General features: G+C 30.6%; 26 protein-coding genes. All 26 read right to left on the bottom strand.

The features are described 5' to 3' along the window. Positions 1-52: 52 nt before the first annotated feature. Positions 53-382: an endonuclease domain-containing protein gene (locus tag ACNQGG_RS03185; protein ID WP_417961456.1), complete on the bottom strand. Its 330-nt coding sequence runs from the start codon at positions 380-382 to the stop codon at positions 53-55. 207 nt (positions 383-589) lie between these two features. Beyond that, a complete protein-coding gene (locus ACNQGG_RS03180; RefSeq protein WP_417961454.1) occupies positions 590-2,023 on the bottom strand; it encodes an MBOAT family O-acyltransferase in 1,434 nt (477 codons plus the stop codon). Positions 2,024-2,030: 7 nt separating this feature from the next. Continuing rightward, positions 2,031-2,588 carry a serine O-acetyltransferase gene (locus ACNQGG_RS03175; protein WP_417961452.1) on the bottom strand — a complete coding sequence of 186 codons (558 nt, stop codon included), beginning with the start codon at positions 2,586-2,588 and terminating at the stop codon, positions 2,031-2,033. Next, positions 2,582-3,985 (bottom strand): glycosyltransferase family protein, encoded by a 1,404-nt coding sequence (locus ACNQGG_RS03170; RefSeq protein ID WP_417961450.1) that lies wholly within the window; start codon positions 3,983-3,985, stop codon positions 2,582-2,584. The genes ACNQGG_RS03175 and ACNQGG_RS03170 overlap by 7 nt, the downstream gene beginning before the upstream one ends. Then, positions 3,985-5,106 (bottom strand): UDP-N-acetylglucosamine 2-epimerase, encoded by a 1,122-nt coding sequence (gene neuC, locus ACNQGG_RS03165; protein ID WP_417961448.1) that lies wholly within the window; start codon positions 5,104-5,106, stop codon positions 3,985-3,987. Before neuC ends, ACNQGG_RS03170 begins: the two co-directional genes overlap by 1 nt. 4 nt (positions 5,107-5,110) lie before the next feature. Next, positions 5,111-5,770 (bottom strand): TylF/MycF/NovP-related O-methyltransferase, encoded by a 660-nt coding sequence (locus ACNQGG_RS03160; RefSeq protein WP_417961446.1) that lies wholly within the window; start codon positions 5,768-5,770, stop codon positions 5,111-5,113. Next, complete coding sequence (locus tag ACNQGG_RS03155) at positions 5,770-6,810, bottom strand: N-acetylneuraminate synthase family protein (protein ID WP_417961444.1); 1,041 nt, start codon at positions 6,808-6,810, stop codon at positions 5,770-5,772. Before ACNQGG_RS03155 ends, ACNQGG_RS03160 begins: the two co-directional genes overlap by 1 nt. Before the next feature lie 8 nt (positions 6,811-6,818). Next, positions 6,819-7,493, bottom strand: coding sequence for an acylneuraminate cytidylyltransferase family protein (locus ACNQGG_RS03150; protein WP_417961442.1), 675 nt, complete (start codon positions 7,491-7,493; stop codon positions 6,819-6,821). 26 nt (positions 7,494-7,519) lie between these two features. Then, positions 7,520-8,428: a glycosyltransferase family 2 protein gene (locus tag ACNQGG_RS03145; RefSeq protein WP_417961440.1), complete on the bottom strand. Its 909-nt coding sequence runs from the start codon at positions 8,426-8,428 to the stop codon at positions 7,520-7,522. Between the two features lie 94 nt (positions 8,429-8,522). Then, a complete protein-coding gene (locus ACNQGG_RS03140) occupies positions 8,523-9,419 on the bottom strand; it encodes a glycosyltransferase family A protein (RefSeq protein WP_417961438.1) in 897 nt (298 codons plus the stop codon). Positions 9,420-9,544: 125 nt separating this feature from the next. Beyond that, positions 9,545-10,687: a glycosyltransferase gene (locus ACNQGG_RS03135; protein WP_417961436.1), complete on the bottom strand. Its 1,143-nt coding sequence runs from the start codon at positions 10,685-10,687 to the stop codon at positions 9,545-9,547. Between the two features lie 4 nt (positions 10,688-10,691). Continuing rightward, entirely contained in the window at positions 10,692-11,396 is a 705-nt protein-coding gene (locus tag ACNQGG_RS03130; protein WP_417961434.1) for a class I SAM-dependent methyltransferase, read from the bottom strand. 22 nt (positions 11,397-11,418) lie between these two features. Continuing rightward, positions 11,419-12,357, bottom strand: a complete 939-nt coding sequence (locus tag ACNQGG_RS03125) for a glycosyltransferase family 2 protein (RefSeq protein WP_417961432.1) — start codon at positions 12,355-12,357, stop codon at positions 11,419-11,421. Between the two features lie 144 nt (positions 12,358-12,501). After that, entirely contained in the window at positions 12,502-13,383 is an 882-nt protein-coding gene (locus ACNQGG_RS03120) for an FkbM family methyltransferase (RefSeq protein WP_417961430.1), read from the bottom strand. An 11-nt stretch (positions 13,384-13,394) separates the two neighbouring features. Beyond that, entirely contained in the window at positions 13,395-14,609 is a 1,215-nt protein-coding gene (locus ACNQGG_RS03115; RefSeq protein WP_417961428.1) for a glycosyltransferase family protein, read from the bottom strand. 83 nt (positions 14,610-14,692) lie between these two features. Continuing rightward, positions 14,693-15,631 (bottom strand): glycosyltransferase family 2 protein, encoded by a 939-nt coding sequence (locus tag ACNQGG_RS03110; protein ID WP_417961426.1) that lies wholly within the window; start codon positions 15,629-15,631, stop codon positions 14,693-14,695. Then, the gene (locus tag ACNQGG_RS03105; protein ID WP_417961424.1) at positions 15,631-16,662 is read right to left on the bottom strand and encodes a glycosyltransferase family 2 protein; all 1,032 of its coding nucleotides are present in this window, start codon (positions 16,660-16,662) and stop codon (positions 15,631-15,633) included. Before ACNQGG_RS03105 ends, ACNQGG_RS03110 begins: the two co-directional genes overlap by 1 nt. After that, positions 16,649-17,602: a glycosyltransferase family 2 protein gene (locus ACNQGG_RS03100; protein WP_417961422.1), complete on the bottom strand. Its 954-nt coding sequence runs from the start codon at positions 17,600-17,602 to the stop codon at positions 16,649-16,651. Before ACNQGG_RS03100 ends, ACNQGG_RS03105 begins: the two co-directional genes overlap by 14 nt. Beyond that, positions 17,586-18,503: a glycosyltransferase gene (locus ACNQGG_RS03095; RefSeq protein WP_417961420.1), complete on the bottom strand. Its 918-nt coding sequence runs from the start codon at positions 18,501-18,503 to the stop codon at positions 17,586-17,588. The genes ACNQGG_RS03100 and ACNQGG_RS03095 overlap by 17 nt, the downstream gene beginning before the upstream one ends. Positions 18,504-18,589: 86 nt before the next feature. Then, positions 18,590-19,639, bottom strand: a complete 1,050-nt coding sequence (locus ACNQGG_RS03090) for a glycosyltransferase family 4 protein (protein WP_417961418.1) — start codon at positions 19,637-19,639, stop codon at positions 18,590-18,592. 90 nt (positions 19,640-19,729) lie between these two features. Beyond that, positions 19,730-20,731 (bottom strand): glycosyltransferase family 2 protein, encoded by a 1,002-nt coding sequence (locus tag ACNQGG_RS03085; RefSeq protein WP_417961416.1) that lies wholly within the window; start codon positions 20,729-20,731, stop codon positions 19,730-19,732. Beyond that, positions 20,719-21,543, bottom strand: coding sequence for a glycosyltransferase family 2 protein (locus ACNQGG_RS03080; protein ID WP_417961414.1), 825 nt, complete (start codon positions 21,541-21,543; stop codon positions 20,719-20,721). Before ACNQGG_RS03080 ends, ACNQGG_RS03085 begins: the two co-directional genes overlap by 13 nt. Positions 21,544-21,546: 3 nt before the next feature. Further along, positions 21,547-22,263 (bottom strand): class I SAM-dependent methyltransferase, encoded by a 717-nt coding sequence (locus ACNQGG_RS03075; RefSeq protein ID WP_417961412.1) that lies wholly within the window; start codon positions 22,261-22,263, stop codon positions 21,547-21,549. Beyond that, entirely contained in the window at positions 22,264-23,004 is a 741-nt protein-coding gene (locus ACNQGG_RS03070) for a class I SAM-dependent methyltransferase (protein WP_121341015.1), read from the bottom strand. A 70-nt stretch (positions 23,005-23,074) separates the two neighbouring features. Continuing rightward, positions 23,075-24,334 (bottom strand): ABC transporter ATP-binding protein, encoded by a 1,260-nt coding sequence (locus ACNQGG_RS03065; protein ID WP_417961409.1) that lies wholly within the window; start codon positions 24,332-24,334, stop codon positions 23,075-23,077. 206 nt (positions 24,335-24,540) lie between these two features. Next, positions 24,541-25,410, bottom strand: a complete 870-nt coding sequence (locus tag ACNQGG_RS03060; protein WP_417961407.1) for an ABC transporter permease — start codon at positions 25,408-25,410, stop codon at positions 24,541-24,543. Positions 25,411-25,768: the final 358 nt, after the last annotated feature.

Genomic DNA, 25,768 nt, shown 5'->3' with positions numbered 1-25,768 from the left:
CAAGACTGTTCTAAATTTTCGAATCCCTTTAGGGCCGGGGCAAAACAAAAAATTACGATACTGTTAAAATAAACGCTTTGATTTTAGCAATAACTTCCGGTAAATGCATTAGTACTTCCTCATTTGTGAATCGAATTACTTTTAATCCTTGAAATTCGATATCATTTGTTCTTTTTACATCCAAAAGCTGTTGTTCTTCAGTCAGATGATATCCTCCATCGATCTCAATTACTAACTTTAGGGGATGACAATAAAAATCAGCAATATAAATACTAAGAGGATGTTGCCTCCTAAATTTATATCCCTCAATCTGATTATTTCTTACCGCTAACCAAAGCTTTTCTTCAGCTTCTGTTGAGTTTTCTCTTAATTTTTTTTGCATTTGAAAAAATCTGTGGAGATGCTCCTTTCCACATAGAATCTGATTGAAGCGAATTCTTATCCATAACTTCCAAAATAATTTTAATTCAAAAACAACATTACTTTTAAAAAAATCGTCTCCTTCTCGGAACTCTACAAAACAAAAAAAGCAAAAATCGACCTAAATTCTCGGCTCTCTTTAGGGTCGAGGTAAAACTGAAATTATGTATTAAAATTGAAAATAAATAAATTCTTTATAATCCGAATACGTTCCTAAAGCAACGATAGCGGCAATACATAATGCTAATTTAAGACTACTGTATCTTCCAGAAATGGGTTCCACATGCGTTCGACTGTTCCACTCAACTACTACAAAAATGCCTATTAACAATGCAATTTCATAATTATAGCGCTCATTTTCTAAATACTGCGGTAAAAAACGCTGATCAGTAAAAATACGACCAATATAATCAAAAGCATCTCCTATCGATTTTACCCTGAAAAAAACCCAGGCCAAACAGGTTAATGAAAAGGTACTAATGATACTTAAAACTACTTTAAAAGAGTTCCAATTCCAATACAATGAAACCGTTTCCATATTAGACCGATTCTTTTTTAAAAGCAACAACGGTAAAAAATACAGCGCATTAATGAATCCCCAAGCAATAAAAGTCCAATTCGCACCATGCCAAAATCCACTAACCAAAAAAATAACAAAGGTATTTCGAATTTTCATCGCCATACCACCATTGCTGCCTCCCAAAGGAATGTATAAATAATCCCGAAACCAAGACGATAAAGAAATGTGCCATCGACGCCAAAACTCAGCAATATCACGAGAAAAATAGGGGTAATTAAAATTACGCAACAAATCGATTCCAAATAATTTTGACATTCCCAAAGCCATATCCGAATAACCCGAAAAATCACCATATATCTGAAACGCAAAATAAACTACTCCCAATAACAAGGATAAGGAATTCATCGATGTATAATGGTCAAAAATAGCATTAGCATACGTAGCGCAGGTATCCGCAATGACAACTTTTTTGACCAATCCCCAAACGAATTGATACACACCCTCTTTGGCTTTTTGATAGTCAAAGTTACGTTTCAATTTTACTTGTGGCAATAAATGTGTGGCTCTCTCTATGGGCCCGGCAACAAGCAATGGAAAATAACTGACAAACAAGGAATAATCCACGAAATTATATTCGGCTTTGATTCTTTTTAAATAGATATCGATAACGTATGATAATCCGTGAAAGGTATAAAATGAAATACCCACAGGTAAAACTACATTTAGCAATAAAGGACTCGTCTGTAATCCAAATCCATTCAATAATTGAGAAAAAGAATCAGCAAAAAAATTATAGTATTTAAAAACACCCAGAAAACCAAGATTGATGCTTATACTCAACCAAAACCAAAATTTCCGAGCAATTTCAGTTTTGGCCTTTTCGATTCGGATACCGGTATAATAATCCAAAAATGTGGAGAAAACCAACAGAAACAAAAAACGCCAATCCCAACAGGAATAAAAATAATAACTTGCTACAATAAGTACTGCATTTTGGGTACTTTTAGTTTTGTTAAAAACAAACCAATACAACACAAATACAATGGGCAGGAAAACGGCAAAGGATAAAGAATTGAAAAACATACTATTTTCAGCTATTATGAATGTAGAAAGAGGATAAATCCTTATTGATTATTGTGGTTTTAGAACTCAGTATTGTATGATAATCCGGTACATCTTCCGTTACAACTGCGTTTGCACCTATGGTAACATGATTCCCGATTATTATTGCACCGAAAACACAGGCACCTGGTCCAACAAATACACTATTTCCAATTTTTGGGACTCCAATATGAGCTCCTGAATTGCTAACTCCAAAAGTTATTCCTTGAGAAATATTACAATTATCCCCTATTACGGTATCCCCATGAATTACCACATTTCCAAAATGTCCAATATAAAAACCTTTCCCAATTTGAGTTCTGTAGGAGATATCAAATCCGTACTTAACTTTTAAGTTCCGCAACCACAGAAAGAAAAAATAAAACAAAGGCCTGTTCCTGCTTCTAAAATATTGAGTTAAGCGAAAAATAGTCATGAATTTCAGCCCAGGGACAGGCATAATTATAAAAGTCTTGACGAGTACCCAAAAGCTAATTTTAGTAATACCATATCGTTTATAATCCGATAAAATAGTTTGTTTTAACATGTTTCCTTTTTACAAATTTTGGAAATGCTTTCCCAAATACGTTGAGAAGCATCTTCTGCTGGATGCTGGTTAATTTTTTCAAACCATTCTTGAGCATTAGCAACCACTTTTTGAGCTTCATTACTCAACATCATTTCTATTTTAGAGGCAATTTCATCCGGTGAATTTAACCAAACTACTGCATCTGTAGGCATAGAACGAAAATGAACATACTTATAAATTTTTTCAACGGACCAATTACTATCTTTTCTTTCAGGACTATAATTCATAAAAGCACATGGTTTTTTATGAGCAACATAATCAAAAACCATAGAAGACCCTAAATTGATAACTAATTCAGTATGTGCAATAATATTCAACTGTAAAACAGAATCTTCTTTCGTTGGCAGAATGGTACTCCAGCCCTCTCCAATTTTATCCCATTTAGGTATAATCGCAGTAACTATATCTTTATTCTCCTCTAAAACTGAATTAAATCTATCCGAAAAATCTACAGGACACCTCCTAAAAATAATTCCCAATTGATTTCCTTTTTTATTTAAAATTCTAACAGCTTTAATCAAATCTAATAAATAATCTGAATCATATGGCGATGTTGTTACGTCGTCACCAGAGTAACAAATATACTTCTTTTGAAAATCCAACCCATTTTGACTGAAAAATAATTCTTTATCAATTATATTATTTAATTGATAATGATTTTCGAATTGGGGTGTTCCCGTTACTAGGATTTGATTTTCTTTGATATACGGATAATAATATAAAAGCTCTTCTTTCATATGTGAACTCCATACAAAATAATAATCGGTTTCTACCAGCATAGTTCCTTTTGGTAAATTATCCCAAGAGAAAATAAAAGTTACTGTGGGTATTTTTAAATCCTGAGCTGCTAACAATGGAGCAATAGCTAAACTTATTCTTTGATTGGTACAAAAAACAAGAGCTGGTTTTTGTACTTGTAAAAGTTCATACGATTCAGAATAAAAATTGCTGCTTCGTTCTACTTTTTTTATTAAACGTCTAACTATTTCTAACCCTTTTTCTGAATTAAATAATTGAATTATAAAACGAGTTATATAGCTTTTTAAAGACGATTTTAAAGTTGCGTACGAAAATGGAAATCGATACGAATCATAAACGTAGTCTTTAGATTTTCTTATATTGCAATTGAGTTCAATCTCTTTTCTGGCATTTTTTAATACTTCTAATAAAAGACTAGATCTGTTTTGTTTGAATCTTATTTCCTCATAACCTGTTTTGGCTAAATCAAATGGCGTATTATTCCAAAAAACTAAATCCATACCTTTAGCTTTTCCTTTATGATAAAAGTCTGTAAAAGCAAAATTACGCAGTCCTACGCCATCGGGTAGTAAAATAAAAATTTTCTTATTTGACATTAATTATCTCTAAACTGTTTTTGATGATTTATTTTCCAAATATCGCCATTTTGAATGGAGTTCAAAAATAAAGCAGTACTATTTCCTTGTCCAAAATCTGTTGTTGTAATTTGTACTTTGTGGGAATCTATAGACTGTAAAGCTTTATCGATACTTTCAACAGTATAATCAATATTTATTATATCAGCATGGACAACTCTATTTTGCTGTCTAGACCCAATATTAATGATAGGAATTCCATAATAGGGAGCTTCCCTGATTCCGGCGCTACTATTACCAATTATGAATTGTGAATTCTTTAAAAAAGTTAAAAAATATTCAAAACGCAGGGAAGGAAAAACTCTGAAACGATTATTATTCCTTACCCTTTCGTATTCTTTTATTATACATTGACTCCCCAAATCATTATTAGGATAAATTACTATATAATTATGGGAATCTTTTAATAAACTGTTTACAAAATCCGTTGCATATTTTTGCATTTCTACAACTTCTGTTGTCACAGGATGGAACATTACAATGGCAAATTCATCAAAATTGATTTCATAATAGTCTTTTACAATTGCTAAACTAGGGAGCGAATCCGAAAACATAATATCAATATCTGGCGAACCTATAGTAAAAATAGACGTCGCAATTTCTCCCATTTGAAGCAAGCGTTTGGCTGCATCATCATTAGAAACAAAATGAATATGACTTAACTTACTGACACTATGCCGAATTAATTCGTCAACAGTACCTGACAGCTCGCCTCCTTCAATGTGTGCTACTAGAATATTATTCAAAGAGCCTACAATAGCTCCAGCCAAAGTTTCAACTCGATCTCCATGAACGACAATCAAATCCGGATTCACTTTTTTGCAGTAACTTGACAAACCTTCTATCGTTTTGGCTAATGTTAAGTCCATTGTAGTTTCATGTGTGTGATTTTCAAACGTATGCACATTTTTAAAATTACAACGTTCAATTTCTAAAAGCGTGTATCCATATTCTTCTTGCAAATGCATTCCTGTTACAAAAACAAAAATTTCAAAATCTTGATGATCATCAAGAACAGAAATTAGTGATTTTATTTTACCAAAATCTGCTCGCGTTCCGGTAAGGAAAAGGATTTTTTTCATTTATTTACTTTACTATATAGGAAATTGCATGTGAAAAAGGCAATTTTTTTATTTCTATATTATTTTGAAAAAAATCATCTACTGCTTTATTTGTTCCTGCAAACGCTCCATAGTCATCAAAAATTATGATTCCGCCTTTAGTAACTTTATCAAATAATTTTTCTAAAATATGTTTTGTAGGTTCATATAAATCGACATCTATATGCAACAATGAAATTTTTAGATGCGGATTTTTATCTAAATATAAATCTAAGGTGACTAAAATATCCCCTTCAACAATATCAACATTTTTATTTAAACCTTGCTGATCTAATAGTTGATTAATTTCTTCTAATGAAATACTTTTCCCCCCATTAGTTTCTGCTACAAAAGCATCTCTTTTATCTTTATCTCCCTCAAAATAAGCTTCCGGAAAATCACCAAAAATATCAAATCCAATAATTTTTCTACTATTAGTTTGTTCTAATAAATCTCTAAATTTGATCCATCTAAAAAATGAATTGCCTTTAAAAATTCCGAATTCTACAATTTCACCTCTCACATTAGAAGTCTGTTTAAAAAACTCTAAATGAGTAATTATCTTACTAAAACGAGATGGATCTGCAGTGGCATAAAATCCGTTTTCGTATTCAAATTTTTTGTCTATATCGTATAATTTGTCCATTAGTTAAAGTCGCTAAAGGTTAATTGCTCATCATTATCAATATCGCGAGCAGCAATTTTACCGATCAAATCATTAAAATGTTCTGCTGAAATTTTCCCTGTCCCAGGTCGCTTCACCCAAATATTCTCTTTGGTAAATAATTCCCCTTTTTGTATGGATTGAATAGAACAAACAGTTGCAAAAGCGAAATCGATGGTAACTTGTTCCTCCAAAGCAGGCTTTTTTGTTCCACCTCGCATTTGCCACATTTCATCGGAAGAAACAATAAGTTCTGTACAAGCTTGTTCGTCCATACTACACACAATATCTGGGCCCGTGCGATATATATGATCTGTAAAATGGCGCTCCAAAATACTGGCACCCAAAACAACTGCACCAAGACAGGCATTATTATTTAAAGTATGGTCTGACAATCCAAAAACATTATCAGGAAAGGCGTTATGCATTTCCATCATGGCTCCAAAACGCACTAAGTGAATGGGTGTTGGATACAAATTCGTAGTATGCAATAAGGCTACTGGAACTTTATGTTTATCGAATATTGCTACAGCTTTGGTGATACTGTCAATGGTATTCATTCCGGTACTTAAAATCACGGGCTTTCCAAAAGAAGCTATGTGTTCTAATAATGGATAATTATTACATTCCCCGGAACCGATTTTATAGGCTGGTACATCAAATTTTTCCAAACGATCTGCAGCGGCACGAGAAAAAGGGGTAGAAATAAAGATCATCCCTTTACTTTCAACATAATTTTTCAACTCCAACTCATCGGCTTCGTTCAAAGAACACCGCTCCATGATCTCATAAATAGAAACATCAGCATTACCAGGAATTACTTTCTTAGCCGCACCACTCATTTCGTCAGCAACTATATGTGTTTGATGTTTGACTACCTCAACACCAGCCCTACCCGCAGCATCAACCATTTCTTTTGCTATTTGTAAAGAGCCTTCATGATTAATCCCTATTTCTGCGATTACTAATGGTAGATAATCGGGTCCTATTTTTCTTCCTGCTATTTCTATGTATGGGTTCATAAAATGTGTTATGAATTATGAATTATGATTTTTTGATACAAATACTCTGCATAGTCAAAATCATCCTGAGTATCGATATCAATACTGGCAAAAATATGATTTACTTCATAAGGGATGCTATTTTGAGAAAATATTTTACCTTCTTTTATCAATTTTGCTTTACTAATGTATAATAAGCCGTTTTCAAAATAAAGAGGTTCTAAATCTTGACTGCGTTGGCCTATGGTATAATTATAAGGTTCAAAGCAATGATTTGAAATTTTACCTAATTTTTGATGGTTTCTGGTAACAGTGAATAAGCTGTCAGAATCGCTCATGATATAATTTCCAAAAGCTTCACGTAATAAATTTTCTGGCCGCAATGGATTAGTTGCTTGCAATAAAACCACAGTATCAACAGCATACGGAATAACATCTAAAGCGTGTTGAACAGCAGTTATTGTAGGTTCAAAATCTCCTGATAAATATGCTGGACGGTCAATTACTTGAGCTCCATAGTCTAGTGCTATTTTTTTTATTGCCTCATCATCTGTCGATACGTAAATTTCGTCTACAATATCCTTATTTTGCTGAGCAAACAAAATACTGTGAGCAATAAGTGGAATGCCTCCAAACAAAAGATTATTTTTACAGGGTAATCGTTTAGAGCCCCCTCGCGCTGGAATTATTGCTATATTTTTCATTTAAAAAAAATCTGAACTGATAAACATTATTTTTTAGGTTGCCAATATATTCTGGCAGCAGGAAGCTTTTCATAACTATTAAATTCGTTTTCAGTCAATCGATTACTATTTTGTATTATTTTGGGTATTGCAAAAAATAAATCAAATAGCGCCAAACTGAGCACTTGTAAAACTTTTACATCCCCTTTAAACACTTTTAATTGCAATTGCTTCCAAATCGAATATACCATTTTTCGCGGAATAATACGTTTGGGATAGAACAAAAAACACAAAAACCATCCAGAACGTAAAGAACTTCGTAAACGAATATAGTAATCAGGATTATTCTTTCGTGATTTCAAATCTACTCTATGATTGACTAATATTTCAGGAAAATAGTGTACTTCCAAATCCTGCTTAAACAACTGAAATGACTCAAAATCTTCTTCTCCATAAAAAACAAACCATTCCGGGTAATTGGGTATATTGTGCCAAGCTTTCATTCTCCAAACATGAGCACAGCCAACAAAACTTTGCACACGTTGAGGAAATTCAAAGGAAACTGTATTTACTGGTTCCGTAAGCCCCCAAAATATACGAAAGGCAATTAAACCACAATGCGGATTGGATTCAAAATAATTTCGAATTCGTTCCAAAGGATTATTTGTTAAAAAATGAGCGTCATCATCAAGAGAAATAGCATACATTGCTTCTGTTTGGCTAAGCATTTTGTTTCTACAATATAAATATCCTTTTGACACTTCATTTCTTTTAAGTATGATAGTAGGATAATTATTCTGAATATAATTAAACGTTCCATCATGCGAACCATCATCATATATAATACATTCTACATCATTTCGAATCAACAAACCCTCTAATTTACCAAGTGTAAGAATCAAATCATTACGTCTGTTTTTAGTACTTATGAGAATGGAAAATACTTTTTCTTTCATTATATCATTTCTAACTTGAAATATTATTTTTAAATGAATATTTTAAAATATTTATATTGTTTTTTAAACTGAAATATTAATTAATATTCATTTCTCATTTTACGATTGGCGCAATTGTAGAATAATTTTTAATCATTCTTTTAGGTAATTTTTTCCATCGGTAAAAAATTCTAGAAACAGACTTACTAGCTAAAAACTTGGAAAATAGTCTATTTTTTAATACAACTATAGAAGCCTTAGCACGTTTATGTTGTTTAAACCCCGAATCGATTTCAGTCCTGTTGTTTTTATTATGTTCGATTTGAGACATCCAATCTTCGAAAACATTTCCCATGTGATAGGCATAATTATCATAAGTAGTTACTCTCCAATAATCATATTTCAAAGGTAAAGTGTCTAAGTAATTTTCTGAATCTCCGCCTAATTTATAATTGAAGTACGATTTCATTTCTTGGAACATTTGTTTTTTATAGGTCGCTACAAAATGTCCTGAACCTACAAATACTTTAACATCATCATGTTCTAACCCTAAACCGTATTTCAGATAATCTTTATTATAGCTTCTATCCCAACCGATACTGTCATAAAAACGAACCAACCCTTCTGGTGATTGGATAGGAAAAAATTTTAATTTTTTATTAAACAGATTGTCAAAAAGAATAGTACCCGATTTATTTTTAAACATATTAAATTGAGGTACAATACCCACTACACCAGCTTTTGGCAATGCTCTAAATACTTTTGTAGTGGCTTCTTGCCAATTCTCTAAAAATAATACATCGGCATCTGTTATGGTAACTAATTCAATATTATTCCCGGCAAGACCTTTTAGCACGGCATTCAATTTTCCTATGTTTTCAGTATGAATAACTTCCTGTATTTGACCCTCATGATAGATTTGATCTAAATATTCGATTACCATTTCACAACTTCCATTATTAACAACAGTAATACAGGTTTTACTATGAACCGTTTTCAAGAGCGATTGCATACATAATTGAAAAATCTTTAGGCAGTCTTTAAAGTATCCCTCTTGATGAGGAATATATACAGGAATAACTACCTGGTGGAGGTAGTCTGATTCTTGTATTACTTCATCCTTATGAGGATTATTACCTACTCGCATAGTAAAACAGTATTGTATAATGAATTTATTTTCACCTTGTTCCTTTCATAATCTAATTTTTGAATTGCAAGAGTGATATTAATAATATATGCTTTTTCAATGAGACTTTTGTCAGCTAAAGCTTTTTGAATTGTAGATTCTATTTCTTTACTATTTTCTGCATCTTGTATTAAAAAACCATTTATTCCATCTTCGATAATTTCTGAAGTAGCATTACCTGGATTGGATTGTATTGGGAAAGCCCCCATAACAATTGCTTCTAAAAGTGTATTTGGCATTCCGTCAGAAATATTGTTGCCAATGTAAAGCAACGATTGCCCCATAAGCTTCAAAAGTTCATTTTGAGATAGTCCATTCCGATCGTAAACCTTAAAAGGCAATTGTTTTTGTCCTATATATGAAATAATTTCTTGATGTGCTCCAAATACTATAATTTCAAAATCAGGATAATTCAAATAAATATTTTCCATTACTTTGACAACATACAAAGCCCTGCCAAAAATATGTTGGTATCCTTTAATTAAGATTATTTTTCGTTTATTAATAGGTTTTTTATATTTTATTAAAGCGTCAATTTTATAACCCGTACCACCCGGAATAACCCCCAAATGTTTCCCCAAAAAACCCAATTCTTGTGCCAATCTAAAATCACGATCACAGTCGGTATGCAAGTAGTTTACTCTTTTCAGAACGTCTCTAATTTTTAATTCGTGATTTTTAAAATTTTTATAATAATACAAATCATTGCCCCAACAAGAATAAATCCATTTTACAGTCGAAAATTTATTTATGGTTTTTAAAATAGGATATGAGCAACTTTGCATCTCAAAACTATGAACTACATCAGGTTGAATGTCTTTTATTATTTCTTCAAGTTTTTCATTTGCTGTTATTTCAAGGAAAGGTTGTAGAATATTGAAAAAAAGAGGTACCTTTTTACTTAAAAAATATTCACCTTTTATATAAGGCCGTTTTCTCTGTTTCCAATTAGTAAATTGCGTCACTCCGTCTATTGCCTCTAATTTCCCTCTGCCTAAAACATCAAACCAATATAATTCATGTTGACTTTCTTTTAGATTCTCAATCCAACGTATAGCATGAATGGAATGCATAGAAATAAAGAGGATTTTCATTAAATTATTTTAAAGGTTTAATAACAGTACCTGATAAACCAACTATCATCGTTGATTTATTGAAGTTTAATGGAGCTTTATCTTTCAAAGATAAATACATAATTATTGGCTTTACGATTACCCTCATGATTTTTTTCTTTTTCCCCCACAAGTACATATTAACCCACAAACCAATCATTTGTGCCATAGCGGCATTGTATCCTCCCATTGGTTTTATTTTGATATCAGTAAAACCTGTTCTTTTAAAAATCATTTCTAAAGCATAAGGAGTATATCTATAATAATCATGTGGGACTTCGTGCAAAGACATCATAAAAGGTACCGTAAAGAAAAACATACCTCCAGGTTTCAAAACTCTTTTGACTTCCATTAAATAGGCATCAGGATTTAATACATGTTCTAAAACCTCTGTGGAAATGACGGTGTCAAAAGATTCATTCTCAAAAGGCATCGTTATTCCATCCCAATAAAAATCTGGTTTAACATTATTATAATCAAGAGCTAGCTCAATATCCAGACCTACGTAACTAGTAATTTCTTTATTTTCAAGCACTAATTCTTTATAAGGCATAATACCACAACCTGAATCTAATAATTTCCCTTTAAAAAAAGGATATTCATTAGAAATTGATTTAAATATTTCCTTGCGTATTATGTAACTTTCCAGATTATCTTTCGTTAACAAAGGATTAATAAATTGATTTTGCATAAACATTTAGTTATTAAAAAAATTAGAGTAATTTATATCCTTTCTTAAATAATCCATAAACAACAAAACCAAATAAAGATTTAAAAATGCCATAAATATCAAGTGCTCTTAATTGCTTTATCAAAAGATATTTAAAATAAAAAAATTTATTATCATTATTAGCTATTATAGCTTCTCTCAAAATAAACTTATACTGTTTTATATTGCTATTCTCTAATACTTTATAATTTACTTTTTTATTTGATTTTATCAATTTCAAATGTTTTTCTCTTGCTTTAAATTCAGATTTAATTTGATCAAAATTAAGTTTTCTAATTTCTTGAGATAAAGAGTTTTCGTGTACTCTATATTTAATTAATACTTCCTCTCTGAAAACTATTTTAGGTGATTGGTATAACATTCGCAAATTAAAATCCCAATCATCTAAATTAGTAATTGTTTCGTCAAATAATTCAACTTGTTTATTAAGAAATTTTTTAGCCCAAACTGGGGTAAACGTATAAAATTTAATTTTTCCTGTTAAATAATCCTCTATTAAATTATTTGAAAATATTATATTTACCTTACTTCCAATTCCTTTATCAAAATCAAAATAAACTAATTTACAAACACTCATGTCTGCTGTAGCTCCAAAAGAGCAAATTTGCTTTTCTAAAAAAGTAGGCAACATTACATCATCACTATCAAACCAGTTTATAAATTCGCCTTTGCTTAATTCAAAACCATAGTTTCTGCAGACATTAGGGCCTTTAGATCTGTACACCGGTCTTGGATAATATTGAAAACGCTTGTCTTTTTTTAGATAAACACTTATAACTTCTAGCGTATTATCAGTACTACCGTCATCAATAATTATGCATTCCCAATTAGCATAAGTTTGCGCTAAAACACTATCGAGTGTTTCTTCAATTAAGTGTGCTCGATTGTATGTAGGAATAATTATGGAAACTAATCGATTCATTTATAATTTATACATTTAGAAGTACTTCCCACCTTTATAACTTAATCTTTTTATAATTCAAATCAAATATACTGTCAAAAATATCACTAATTTACTTGCACAATTAAACATTGGAATTATTATGGGGATTAATTGCATAAAAAATTATTTTTTGTAAGCATAAAGCATACCTGTTTTACATGTCAGATTTCGAGTAAAATAATCAAATTTATTCTTTTGGAGTATCAATTCAAGAGATTCACTTCCTCTATCATGCCATTCTAAAATAAGAAAATCTATCTTTTTAATACAACCAGAAGCTTCTAAATTTTCAAAAATTTCATACTCCCCTCCTTCACAATCCATTTTTACAGCAATTTTGGTATTGGGATTTTCTATAATTATCTTTTCAATTTCAGTTGTCGCATTTCTTAATTCAACTTCTACCTCAACAACCATTGATGAAACAAAGCTTGCACTCATTGCCCCTCGGACTCCTGTATTTCCTTTAACATTATTATTGAAAAGAAAAATTTCCTTTTTGTCATTTTTTGCTAAACCATATTTATTAAACTTATTTACTTTTAAAAAGTGTTCATTCATCTTAAAATTAATTAATGCTTGGTTATAGGTAGCCTCAACAGGTTCAAATGCATAAATTTTTGAAATATTATTTTTTTTAGAGAAAAAAACTGACGCTATTCCAATATTTGTTCCAATATCAATCAAAACTACTGTTTCATTTGTAAAAAAACCATAATCCTTCTCTACAAATATTTCATTAATTATTAAAATCTCTTCGTAAGATTCTACATAAATTTTTACACCATTAAATTCAAAAACCAAACCATTATTATCATCTTCAATTTTTAAGTCAGGATAAGATTCTAAAATTTTTTCAATAAAACTAATTGATTTTATTAGTAAAAATTGATTGATTTTTGCATCAAATTGATTTACAAATTGCAACTTCCTTTTTTTTTCCTTTTTTTTATTCTCTATTTTATATCCAAGTTTCGAAATAAAACTATATATCATTTTTTTCATCAATTTTAATATTATTTTGCAGACGAATTTAATAGAACCTCATCCAACTTCAGTTTAAAATTCTCATCGCTAAAATAATCTCCAAAAGGATTTTCAAACTTTTCATCATTTAAGCTAGCAACAATCAAACTTTCTAATTTATCCTTAATTTCTTCCTTATCATTATAATTTGCAATAAATTTTTGGTCTTTAATAATATTTCTCATTTCGCTTCTAATAGGAGAAATAGAAAAAATAGGTTTTTCAATGGAAGCTAACAATGGGGCTTTACCTAATAATATGCTACAATAAACTGGACCATTTTCCAATAAAATATTTATATCAGAAAGATATTTCTGTTCATAAGCAGCATTTGAAAAATTCACGCCTTCGAGAAGTCTAATATTCTTAATATTTACATATTTTTTTCTTAATCTATAGATTTCTGCACTTTTCAAACGTAATATAAACTCTGTATTCTCTTTGTATCCAATATTGCTTTCGATCAATTCTTTGTAGCAATCTAACAAAATATCTATGTTTCTGCCAAACTGTATAGCACCATGATATGTAATGGTAACTTTTTTTAATTTTTGAATCACCTGGCTCTTATCATTTAGGTCGAAAACATTTTCTACATATTGATGTGGTAAAGTATGGAATTTTTTTCTGGAACCATATAGAAATTGCATATCTTGCGCTAGAAAATGTGTCCCCATACAAGCTTTTGCCTGTTCTACCACCTTTTGCATTTTCTTCACTTTAAATAACTCTAAATTGCTTAAGCTTGCTGTTGTACCTGAACACCAAAACATTGGATAAGGTTCGTTAAAATTGATAATAGCCTTTCCTAAAATAGGCAAATCCTTAGAACTAAGAATTGTTTCGCAACCCAGTCCAGTACTTCTTATAAAAATATGATCATACTTATGATAATTTATCTTGGCTATATAAGAACTAAACACTTTATGTATATGTTCCTCTTTTAAAGAAACGTGAAATAACCGCCAATAAACTTTATTCAACCATTTAGTAAAAAAAGGTATTTTCAAATTTAAAATATGGGTTTCTATAGAATCTACAGGCAGTAAATCTAGTTGATCATCGCTTGGATGGTGCTTTAAATAGACCACATCAATGCTTGACTCGGGATATGATATTCTTAATTTAGCCAAAAACGATCGTGAAATAATCCCTTGGCTAGTTCCAGACACTTTTAAATCTTGTTCAATTACTAAAAACTTCATTATCGGCTAAATTTTTATTTTGAGTTTAAAAAACAAATTTACTTTTTCAACTTCCATATTAATGCTAAAATACACAAGGGTTTTCATTTCTTTAAATCTTTTTTCAACTTTTTCCATATGCCATAAAACCATAATCTGACAGGTAAAACAATATAAAATAACTGCCATTTTAATTTTTCGAATTTAGGCAACTCAAGTACGCTTAAAACGGCGTTAAATAAATCATATTCTTTGAAACCTAGAGAGATTTGCACTAAATAACGTAATAAAGAATTAGAAAGCAATTTCTTTTCCTTCAGGTTTTGCACTACTAATAAAAGAGCTTCCGAGTATGATTCTCTCCTAATTGGATCATTTCCATAAAACTCACCCGTCATTGAATTTTGATGTTTCCTGTAGAAAAATAAACATTTATCGATTGAAACTCCCCTAAAACCTGCCGATACTATTCTGGAGTATAACTCCCAATCCTCACAATACAAAATATTTTCGGCAAACCGATTTTCAATAAAACATTTTTTCTTCCACATTACATCACAAGATTTAATATGAATCTCATATTTTATAATCCGTTCCACATCATTACTGTCTATAAAAAAAGAATTATATTCTTTTGAAAAATCAAATTTATAGTTAAAATCATTAAAAAATACACCTCTAGAATATTTACAAAATGAAATTTCTTTTTTTGCTAACTCTTGAACACACAATTCTAAATTTTGGGGATGAGCAATATCATCATCATCAAAAAATATTATATAATCCCCTTGAGCAAGGTCTATACCGTAATTCCTGCTTCCCGGTAATCCTTTTTGATAATCTGGGGTACGTCTAAAATATTTAAATCTTGTATCTTGTTCTAAAATAGGAGCTAAAATTTCCGGGGTATTATCTGTCCCGCCATCATCAATAATAATACACTCCCAATCTTGATGGCTTTGAGCCTGAATTGATTGTATAGATTCTAATATATATTGCGCCCTATTATAGGTCGCCATTATTATGGATACTTTTGGCATCATTATTTCTTGAAAAATGAATATTTAATTAACGTTTTGATAGCCTTTTTATCCAAGAACAAACCGTATTTTTTTACAATATAAAAAGATTTGGAAAGGTTAGTTTTCACACCCTTATCCAGAACCATTAAATGAACTATTTTATTTAAAAATATCTTTTCAATTACCCGCTTATTTGGGAAATTAATATTTTGAGAAAGATTGTTTTTGAATTCGTTAATGACACTTTCATTCTCTATAATCCATTCAAATGGTATTTTTTGATAGGTTAAAGATTTTGATAAGAAATCCCCCATTTTTAAATAATCAGAAGTTACAAATAAATTTGAGAATTCATTATTCATTTTAATTACATTCTCACTAAAAAGTTGTTTCTTATCATTATTAAAAGCAATTTGATGTGTCAAACTTGTATCGTGTTTTCTATACTGATACAATTTTTTTTTTATTTGATAAAAACGGCTATGTGCAATAGCCCTTAACCAAAAATCATAATCTTCAACCAAAAAACGATTTTCATCATATCCTTTGTTTCTTTCAAAAACATCTTTTTTGTACAGAAAACAGTTACCAATGTAATTTTGGAATATTATATTTTCAAAATCAAGAAAATTATAATCCCTAACTTTTTGTCCATTGTGATTGATTATCACCATATCGCCATATACAATATCTACTTTCTCTTCTAAAAGAGTTTTCAACATGCATTCAATAGCATGACTTTCATATATATTATCATCGCTAGTCCAGCTAAAGAAATCTCCTTTGGCAGCATAATGACCAATGTTTAAACCTGTAGGTAAATTCTTTTTTTCGACATTATTGATAATTGTGATTCTATTGTCTTTTGTAGCATAGAGGGTAGCAATTTCTAGAGTATTGTCAGTCGAAAAATCATAAACAATAATTAATTCTATATTTTGGTAGGTTTGATTCAGACAGCTTTCGATAGACTCAGATAAATATTTTTCTCCGTTATAAACAGGGAGAATAATAGAGACGAGAGGAGTACTATTTAATTTATTTCCTTGCATATTTCATAATATTATATCCCTTTTTAAAATGGCTCCCTAAAAATACTGCTAGTAAAAAAGCACTCCCCTTCTTAACAGAATGGTATTTACAAATCAGTTTAAAAGCCTCTTTTTTATATGGTAGAGTTGTTTGTGCTAGAGCTAGATCAAAAGCAATACGCATGTAGCCCGATAAAAACCAACGTATAAGGGCTTTATTGTTATAGACAACCAAATCATTCGCTGTCTGATATTTTAAAGCAGTTAAAATTAGCATGTAATTAATATCATTTTGTCTATTTTTGAAAGAAATGGAATCAATATGTATTCTTCTATTTGTTAACGTTTGATTTATAAATATTCCTTTTACTTTATTCTGCAATAATTTTATAAAAAAATTATACTCGTCACCATCAGTAATATTTTCATTAAATTTTACAGAATCAACAATTTTTCGGGTACCCAAAAAATCATCCGTAATCCAACCAATTCGTACGTAAGCAAAATTTTCAGCATTGATACTTTCTTGAGTTCGATCAAATGAATACGGTTTATCTAAAAGCTCATGCGTATCGTGATCAAAATTTACAGTATCTGTAACTACAAAATCCAAATTCTTTTCAATTAGTGTATGATATGCAATTTCTAAATGATTCCACAGCATTATATCGTCACTATCGAACCATTTTATCAAAGGAGCCTTCGATTTTGTAAATCCAAAATTTCTACATGAATTAGCACCTTTTTTTAATTCGCAGGGTCTTGTGTAGGCTTTAAAGCGCGCATCTTTGTTTTGGTATTGTTTCATGACTTCAAAAGAAGCATCGGAACTATCATCATCTACTAGTATACATTCCCAATCGCTAAATGATTGTGCAATAATACTATCTAAAGTATAGGGTAATAAATACGCTCGATTATAAACCGGAATAATAATGGCTATTTTAGGAACTTTGAGCATGCTTATTTGAATAGATTAAAAGTCGTCTTGTAAACTTTATAGATTGTATAAAATATAGATTAAAAAATAAGAGTGAAAAAACACAAATAAAAAAACTGAAATTTACTTTATTGATCTTATAAATAAATTGTTCATAAACAAGTAATAGTTCTTTACGTTGAAAACGTTTGAATTTTAAAAGATGTTTAAATATTACAAAATTATAAAATGCTAAAGTAGCTTGATTTTTTTCTTTAATCATAAAATCGCTTCTGGAAATATTTTCTTCACTTAGTCTAAAACATACAGATGCTGAATTAATAGTATAGATATATTTAAATTGTGAAAATTCAAGCCATGCCCTATCATCGGAATGCCATGCCAAACGATAATCAAAAAAACCATATTGCAGATATATACTTTTTCTAAAAACATATTCAGACAAAGAACTACGGGTGGAGTTAGTAATTCGTCTGTACATAAAATCAGTTGCTTTTTCAAGTTCAGGATGTTCATACAGCGCAGAAGTCTTATGCAACTCCATTTGTTTTACAAATGTAGCAAAACGCACTACATTGCAATCACTATCATTAATTTCTGGTATGCTCTTATAAAATTCAGCAATACAGTTTTCACTTAGTGTATCATCATCACAAAGTATCATTAACCATTCTTCATCTCCTGACATTGCAATGCAACGGTCCCACTGTCTTACAAGAGATGTAGCACCCAAGTTCTCTTCAAACCTATAATACACAAATTCAAATTGTTCCTTGAATTTGTCCAACAAAGACAAAGGATCTTCTGGACTGGTGTCATTACCAATATAGACTTTGAACCGCTTATCTGTTTGATGAGCAAGCGAAACAAGCGTATCCTCAAAAAAAGTAAGTTTATAATATGGAATTACAATAGCAAGCATTTTTTATTTTATATAAAACCTAAAATTTTTTTATTTATAGATAATAATAATCAACAATAAACCTAATGTTAAAAAACAGGACAGCATCAAACACTTTCTATACAATTAAATATTTTTTTTCCCATATTATCAGCAGTAAACTTAGAAAAATTCACTTTATTTAAATATCCATCTTTGTTTCTCAATGAAGTGTCTTTATAATACAAAACGAGTTTTTCCGCCATTGCTACAATATCAAGATAAGGAACTATAAAGCCACCTCCATCAACTAATACTTCTGCTATACCTGTCGCTTCTTCAAAACAAATAATAGGAATCCCCATTTTGCCTACTTCTACACAAACCAATGGAAAAGGGTCTTCCCTTGAGGTCAATAAAAAAATATCAAATTTTTTAAAATAGTTTTCTGGCTCGCTTTGTTCTCCAACAAAGAAAACGGTCTCTTTTAAGTTTGCTTTCTCTATATCAGCTTCAATAAGGTTTCTTTGCCTGTTGTAAATTTGTCCCACCCAAGTAAATTTAATTTTAATTTCAGGATATCGTATTTTTATATAATTAGCAACTTGTATAAATAAATCATCTCCTTTTCTCGAACTCACCATCCCCGATGCACCCACTTGAAAAACCTTTTTAAGACTTTCATCCTTATGTGCTTCCTTATCAGAAAAAGCATAAACAAGATGGTTCTTTATTGGATCAATATGCCAGTCTGAATTTAAATGCTGCATTACCAGTACAGATACAGATATAAAAGAATCTATATGAGGAATGTATTCATTAAAATTAGGCAAATATTCTCTGATTGTTGTATTCAACTCATGAATATGAGCAATCAATTTTGGTTGATTAATAGACTGCTTTTTTAAAAGTGTAGCAAATGAAACTGAGGCAATGGTATTCGCATAAATGATATCATATTGCTTAATAGCGATTCTTTTTATATAACGATTTTTTCTTGTGTTATTTTTATTTATTTTTCTTAACAAATAGGAATACAGCCTGTTTCCAAAAGATTTCTTAATTAAAATGTCACTATAGTTGTAACTTACATTGGCCACTTGCTTAAAATCATATAATAAATCACCTCCTTCTAAGAAGAGAATATCAATTTCAATATTTTTATTTTCTTTTTTCAACCATTTTAGAAACAATAATAAAACATAAGGTGCTCCTGTTCTAGTGGCATTATTTGATATGAATATAATTTTTTTCATCATTATAAAAACTTAAATGGTGTTTTTAGAGAACATTTTATTAATTCGTAACTCAATATTTTTTTTAAATTTATATTTTCTAATAAACGTTCTAAATATTGAAATTAAGAGTAAAAATCCTTTGATTTTTTCTTGATTTCTAACAAAATGAAATGCTCTTTCATATTTTAAGTCATTACTAATTTGCTTATTAATTTTTAAAATAGTTAACAAATTATTCATTTTTTTACCCAATAAAAAAGCTTTCATTTTTTTCCTGACATTAATATCAACTCCATTATAGGATGCAAATTTTCCGCTTTTGTGAGCCATCGTAATGACACTTTTAGAATGATATCGATAAGAATTTAAAGAGGCGCTTATAAACGCTACTTTATTGTTTGTAATTAGTTTCACGTAAAACAACCAATCACCGCAATATCTTAAAAAAGAATCTGTTTCTAACTCTCCTAAATATACAGCGTTTTTCTTCCTGAATACAACACCACTGGCATTAGGAATGACATTTCTATAAATCAAGAAACGTTCAATAAAATCATTTCCATTTAAAATAAAATTTTTCAAAAAGAATGTTTTGTCAAGACTAGCCGTATGGTTTAACCAATCTCCTGTATGGATACTAAATTCATCTACCCTCTTTGATTGACAGTACGACAATACTATTTCATCATCTTTAATTAATGGCTGAATCAATTCCTCTAGAAAATTTAGTTCACAAAAATCATCTGATTCCGCAATCCAAATATAATCCCCTTTTGCCAAAACCAATCCTTTATTCCATTGAATAAATGTATTTCCAGAATTTGTTTCATTAAAAATACAATGACTTACTTTTGGATTCTCAGCATACTCTAAAAGGATTCCTTGACTTTTGTCAGTACTGCAATCATCCAATAAAATTAATTCAAAATTAGAATACGTCTGATTGAAAATACTTTCTAAACGTTCTTTTAAATAGTTGTAGTGATTATAATTGGGAACTATTATAGAAACTAAAGGAGTTATTTGTTCCATAAACGTTTTTTTATCCTAAACAAAATTATAAATAATAAATCTTTACTCGTTTTAACTAAAACCGATTCACTCTTTAATTTATCTATATCTAAATTCCTAAAAAAAGCTTTAGTATATTGCTCATGATATTGCTTGCTATATTTTTTAACAATATAGTCTTGGTTTTGCACAATAATTTCATTAGTAAATAACTGACTCATAGTGCCTTTCGAAACAAAATATTTAAAAGCAATTTTATTTAAGTGATAAAACACAATGTTTAAATTTCCTAAAGCTATCCAAAACTCCCAGTCTTCATGACCTTGATAAGGCATGTTTTCATCATAGCCTCCTACTTCTTCCCAAAATTTCTTTTTGTAAATTGCACAGGCATCAATATAATTATGAACCAACATTTTCTCCAATTTATAATCATCTACTTCCCAAAAACCATTCTTTTTACCAAAATATTGCGCGTGACCGTACACAACTCCAATATTAGAATCAGCCTCAAAAATAGAAATAGCATCTTGAACAAAACTCTCTTCAACTTGATTATCGGAATCAAGCGGTAGTATAAAAATTCCACACGATTTGTTGATTGCAAAATTTCGAGTTTTACCCAAACCTTCATTCTGCTTTGTAAAGTATTTAAATCTATCGTCTTTATTAATCCAATGCAAAGCAATTTCCTCGGTCCCATCTGTTGACCCATCGTTTACAATTATGGCTTCCCAATTTTGATATTTTTGATTCAATACAGATTCCAACGTAGTATCCAAAGTAGCTTCAGAATTAAAACAAGGAATAATTATTGATAAAATTGGTTTCATTTATTATTTTTTTCTTGCTACAACAACATAATTCATTGTGTTTATGGCATTTAAATCTTTCGCATCTAAATAACTAAACACTCTATTAACCAAGATCTGTAATCTCAGTTTACGAAATAAATATTTGATTCCTCTAGCTACCTTATGGGCATTCGGATTTCTAAATTCAAAAGTATGATTTATGACTTGTCCAAGAGTTGCCCATGCACCTCCATTAGAAACAATTTCACATACTTCAAAGCCTGCTTTTTCTAAAATATATCTAAACCCGTGTTTTGTAAATCTAAAAAAATCATAGGGCTCTTCATGTAAATTCCAGTACATCGGACCAGATAAAATGAAATACCCATCTTTTTTTAACAATCGGTAAGCTTCATTTACTAAGCCATGATGATCTTCTACATGTTCTATAACTTGAGTCGATAAAACAGTATGGAAACTAGTACTTTCAAGAGATATATTATTTGCTTCACACAAAACATCTACTTTATTAGAACTCGATTGTATTATATCACATCCTATGTATTCCGAGACTCTCCCTTTAGTCCATGATTCATAGGGCTTATTGCCACAGCCAATATCTAATAATTTACCTGTAGCATAAGTTTCAATTGCCTTATATAAATCACGATGGAATGACAGATACACGAGATAATTTGTATTAGAAATATTTATTTCCTCAACATCCTCAAGTCTTGCAAGATTTTCTGCTCTTTCCATTTAATATAATTTTTTATCTCTTAGATAATATTTAAAAATCTCTAACGGATTATTTAATATTTTTTCTAATCTATCAGCTTTTTGACATTTGTATTCTAATAAATCAGGATGAACGTATGAATTAAAATTATTCATTTTCTCACTAGTTATTAAATCAAATTTAGAATTATCAATTTCTGTTTTTTTTATAAATATCAAAATATTTTGTCTGTACCACCAACTAATTTTATGATTATTCCAAATTTTGTGTCTTAAAAAATCAACACACTGATAACCATTTTGAGAAAAAAGATCAATCCAATACTCATTATATTGTTCGTTATAATGCATTGTACCTTCTTGACCAGGAACTGCTGCCGAGAACAATATTATATCGCTATGCAAACACATAGAATCAATAAAAATTTTAGCATTTTCAGGAAAAATATGTTCTGCAACTTCAAGTGAGATTGCTAAATCAAATTTCTTTTCTAAATTGTAAGAAGTATTTAAATCATAAGCTTTAAATTTATTTTGGTCAATAACTAAATCTTTTGGTTTTACATAATCGCCATCTATTCCGAAAACTTCACATTGATTTTGCTCAAATATAGATAACCACGTTCCAAGTCCACAGCCAATATCTAAAACAGTTTTAGGTTTAAAATAGGACAAAAACAGAGGCACAATCTCATTCGCAGAATCTATCGAGTTTTGAAAGTGCACTTTATGAAAATTATCATTATAATCTACGGGTGTCATCTTTTATATTTTTTTTATTTTATCAAGGCTAATCTAATTTAAAGAAACTAATGATTTTAGATTATTTTTATTAAAGGGCAATCCATTTTCCAATATTAATATATTGACAAACATTTTTCTGCCAACCCCATTCTGGTTCTTTAATCCCTATCATGTCTACCTCAAATGAACAACAATTAAATTCTTGAAATTTTGTTTTTGTTTTTGTTTCTGCTAAATGAACAATGATACTATAGTTCCCTTTGTATAGTGCTAATTTAGGATACGTAAAAGAAAAATGATTTAATCCTTTTGACCTACAAATTTCAGTGTGAATATCAAAAATATAATCATACAAGATTGGAACCTGTAAATGATTCAAAATCTGAAAAGATAATGCCATATTTTCTACCTCCTTATCAGGCATTGTTACTTCAAAGTCAATAGTAAAAGATTTATTACTCCCTTGCAAAGTTCCTCCTTCAGAAGTTAAAATTTCAACTTTAGTTACAGTTGGCTTATCTAATAATGATTCTTGTGTAAAAATATTTCCGGAATTTTGCATGGAGGAATAGATTGTAATTGCTTTATTGGTTTCTTCAAAAGCAGCTATTTTACCATTCGACAGGATAATTGTTTTATTAGTAAGAGTACTTATTGCACTTAAATCATGACTTACAAACAAAATCGTCCTTCCTCCATTTTGCGAAATATCCTGCATCTTACCAATGGCTTTCTTCTGGAATTCAGCATCACCCACAGCCAAAACCTCATCAACAATCAAAATATCCGGTTCTAGAAAAGCAGCTACAGCAAAAGCCAGTCGAACATACATCCCACTGCTGTAACGCTTTACAGGCGTATCAATATAACGCTCACAGCCGGAGAAATCAATAATTTCATCAATCTTAGAGGCTATTTCTTTTTTGGTCATTCCCAATATAGCACCATTCAGGTAAATATTTTCCCTGCCCGTCATTTCTCCATTAAATCCGGTTCCCACTTCCAGTAAAGAAGCCACACGACCACCAAACTTAATACTTCCTGTGGTAGGTGCCGTAACCCTGGACAATATCTTTAATAAGGTAGATTTCCCCGCCCCATTCTTTCCTATAATACCTAAAATTTCGCCACGCTCTACTTCAAAATTAATGTCTTGCAATGCCCAAACATAATCACTTTCGCCTTTGGTACTGCGATCATTAGTATCCCCAATTTTCAAATACGGATTTTCCTTACCTCGCACCTGATGCCACCAGCGATTCAAATCATGCGACAAAGTCCCAGTACCTACTTGACCAAGTCGGTATTGCTTAGAGATATTTTCGGCTTTTAATATAATGTCTTTCAATGGAGGTTAATTGTTTATTGGTTTAATCGGTTATTCGATCAATTGTTTATTCAATTAATCGAATAATTGTTCCTTTTTAAATTTGCTATTGAATTTGTTTTTGATATTGCCTTTGCGACATTCCCATTTGACATCGAACTCATTTTGCCATTGCAATTATTCTAAATCTTTCAAATTCTCATTATCTGAAATCTGCAATCTAGAATCTAAACCGTATCTATAAAACTCTTTTCCGTCTTATTAAAAATCAAAACCCCCACTAAAAACACCACTACGGTTACCACAAACGTATAACCCAATCCCCAAACGGAAATGTGTCCTACATTTAGCAACATATAACGAGTCGTTTCTATCACATACGCCAATGGATTGTATTGAACGAGCCATCCATAAGTAGGTAATTTTGCTGCAATCAAAGCCATAGGATACATCACGGCAGACAAATACATCAACAGCTGCACGCCAAAGCCAATCAAATTACTAAAATCTCGGTATTTGGTTACTAATGACGAGATAAACATCCCCAATCCCAATCCTAAAACCCCCATCATTACAATTAGCAATGGAAAAAATAAGGTTGCTCCATTTATCCCTATGGATGCACCCTGAAAATAGTAATAGGCATAAAAACAAATGAATATAAAAAACTGAATACCAAATTTAATCAAATTAGAAATTACAATGGACAGCGGCACAATAATCCTTGGAAAATACACCTTCCCAAAAATTCCTGCATTACTGCCAAAAGTATTCGATGTTCCCGTAAGACAGGCTGTGAAGTAATTCCAAACCGTAATTCCTGCCAAATTAAACAAAAAAGGCGGTACCGTTCCGGTATCAATTCCCGCTACGTTATTAAAAATAATGGTAAAGGTAATCGAGGTAAACAAAGGCTGTATCAAATACCAAAGTGGCCCCAAGACCGTTTGCTTGTAAACAGTCACCACGTCTCTCTTCACGAAAAGCATCAGCAAATCACGGTATTGCCAGACTTCCTTAAGATTAAGGGAGAAGAATTTATTTTTAGGCGTTATTTCAAACAGCCAAGTGGTATTTGTATGTTCGGTCTGACTCATGGGTTTATGCTAAAATCCTAGTTTTGGTTTTGTATTCTCAACGCAGTCGAGAGAATCTCTCTTACCGACCTCCGAAATGGTATAGTAATAAGGCAAATATAAATAATTTACTTGGTATGCCTTAAAAAAGAGCATCGTATCGTATTTTCATTGGGTATTATCTTCTATTTAATTAAATACAAAGAATCAAGACCATAGCAAAGAACGAAAATTCCGGATACGCTTCGCTACTCTAACTAACAGTATTTGAGGCAAAACCTATTGTTAATAAGAGTTTTTTTCAACGAATATACTATTCCTTTACAAATAACAGCAATAATTAACAATCCATCGACAGAGAACTGTCTCAAGACTAACG

The organism is Flavobacterium esculini (genome assembly GCF_048284325.1).
Classification (GTDB): Bacteria; Bacteroidota; Bacteroidia; order Flavobacteriales; family Flavobacteriaceae; genus Flavobacterium.
This window is presented reverse-complemented; position numbering and strand designations above follow the sequence as displayed.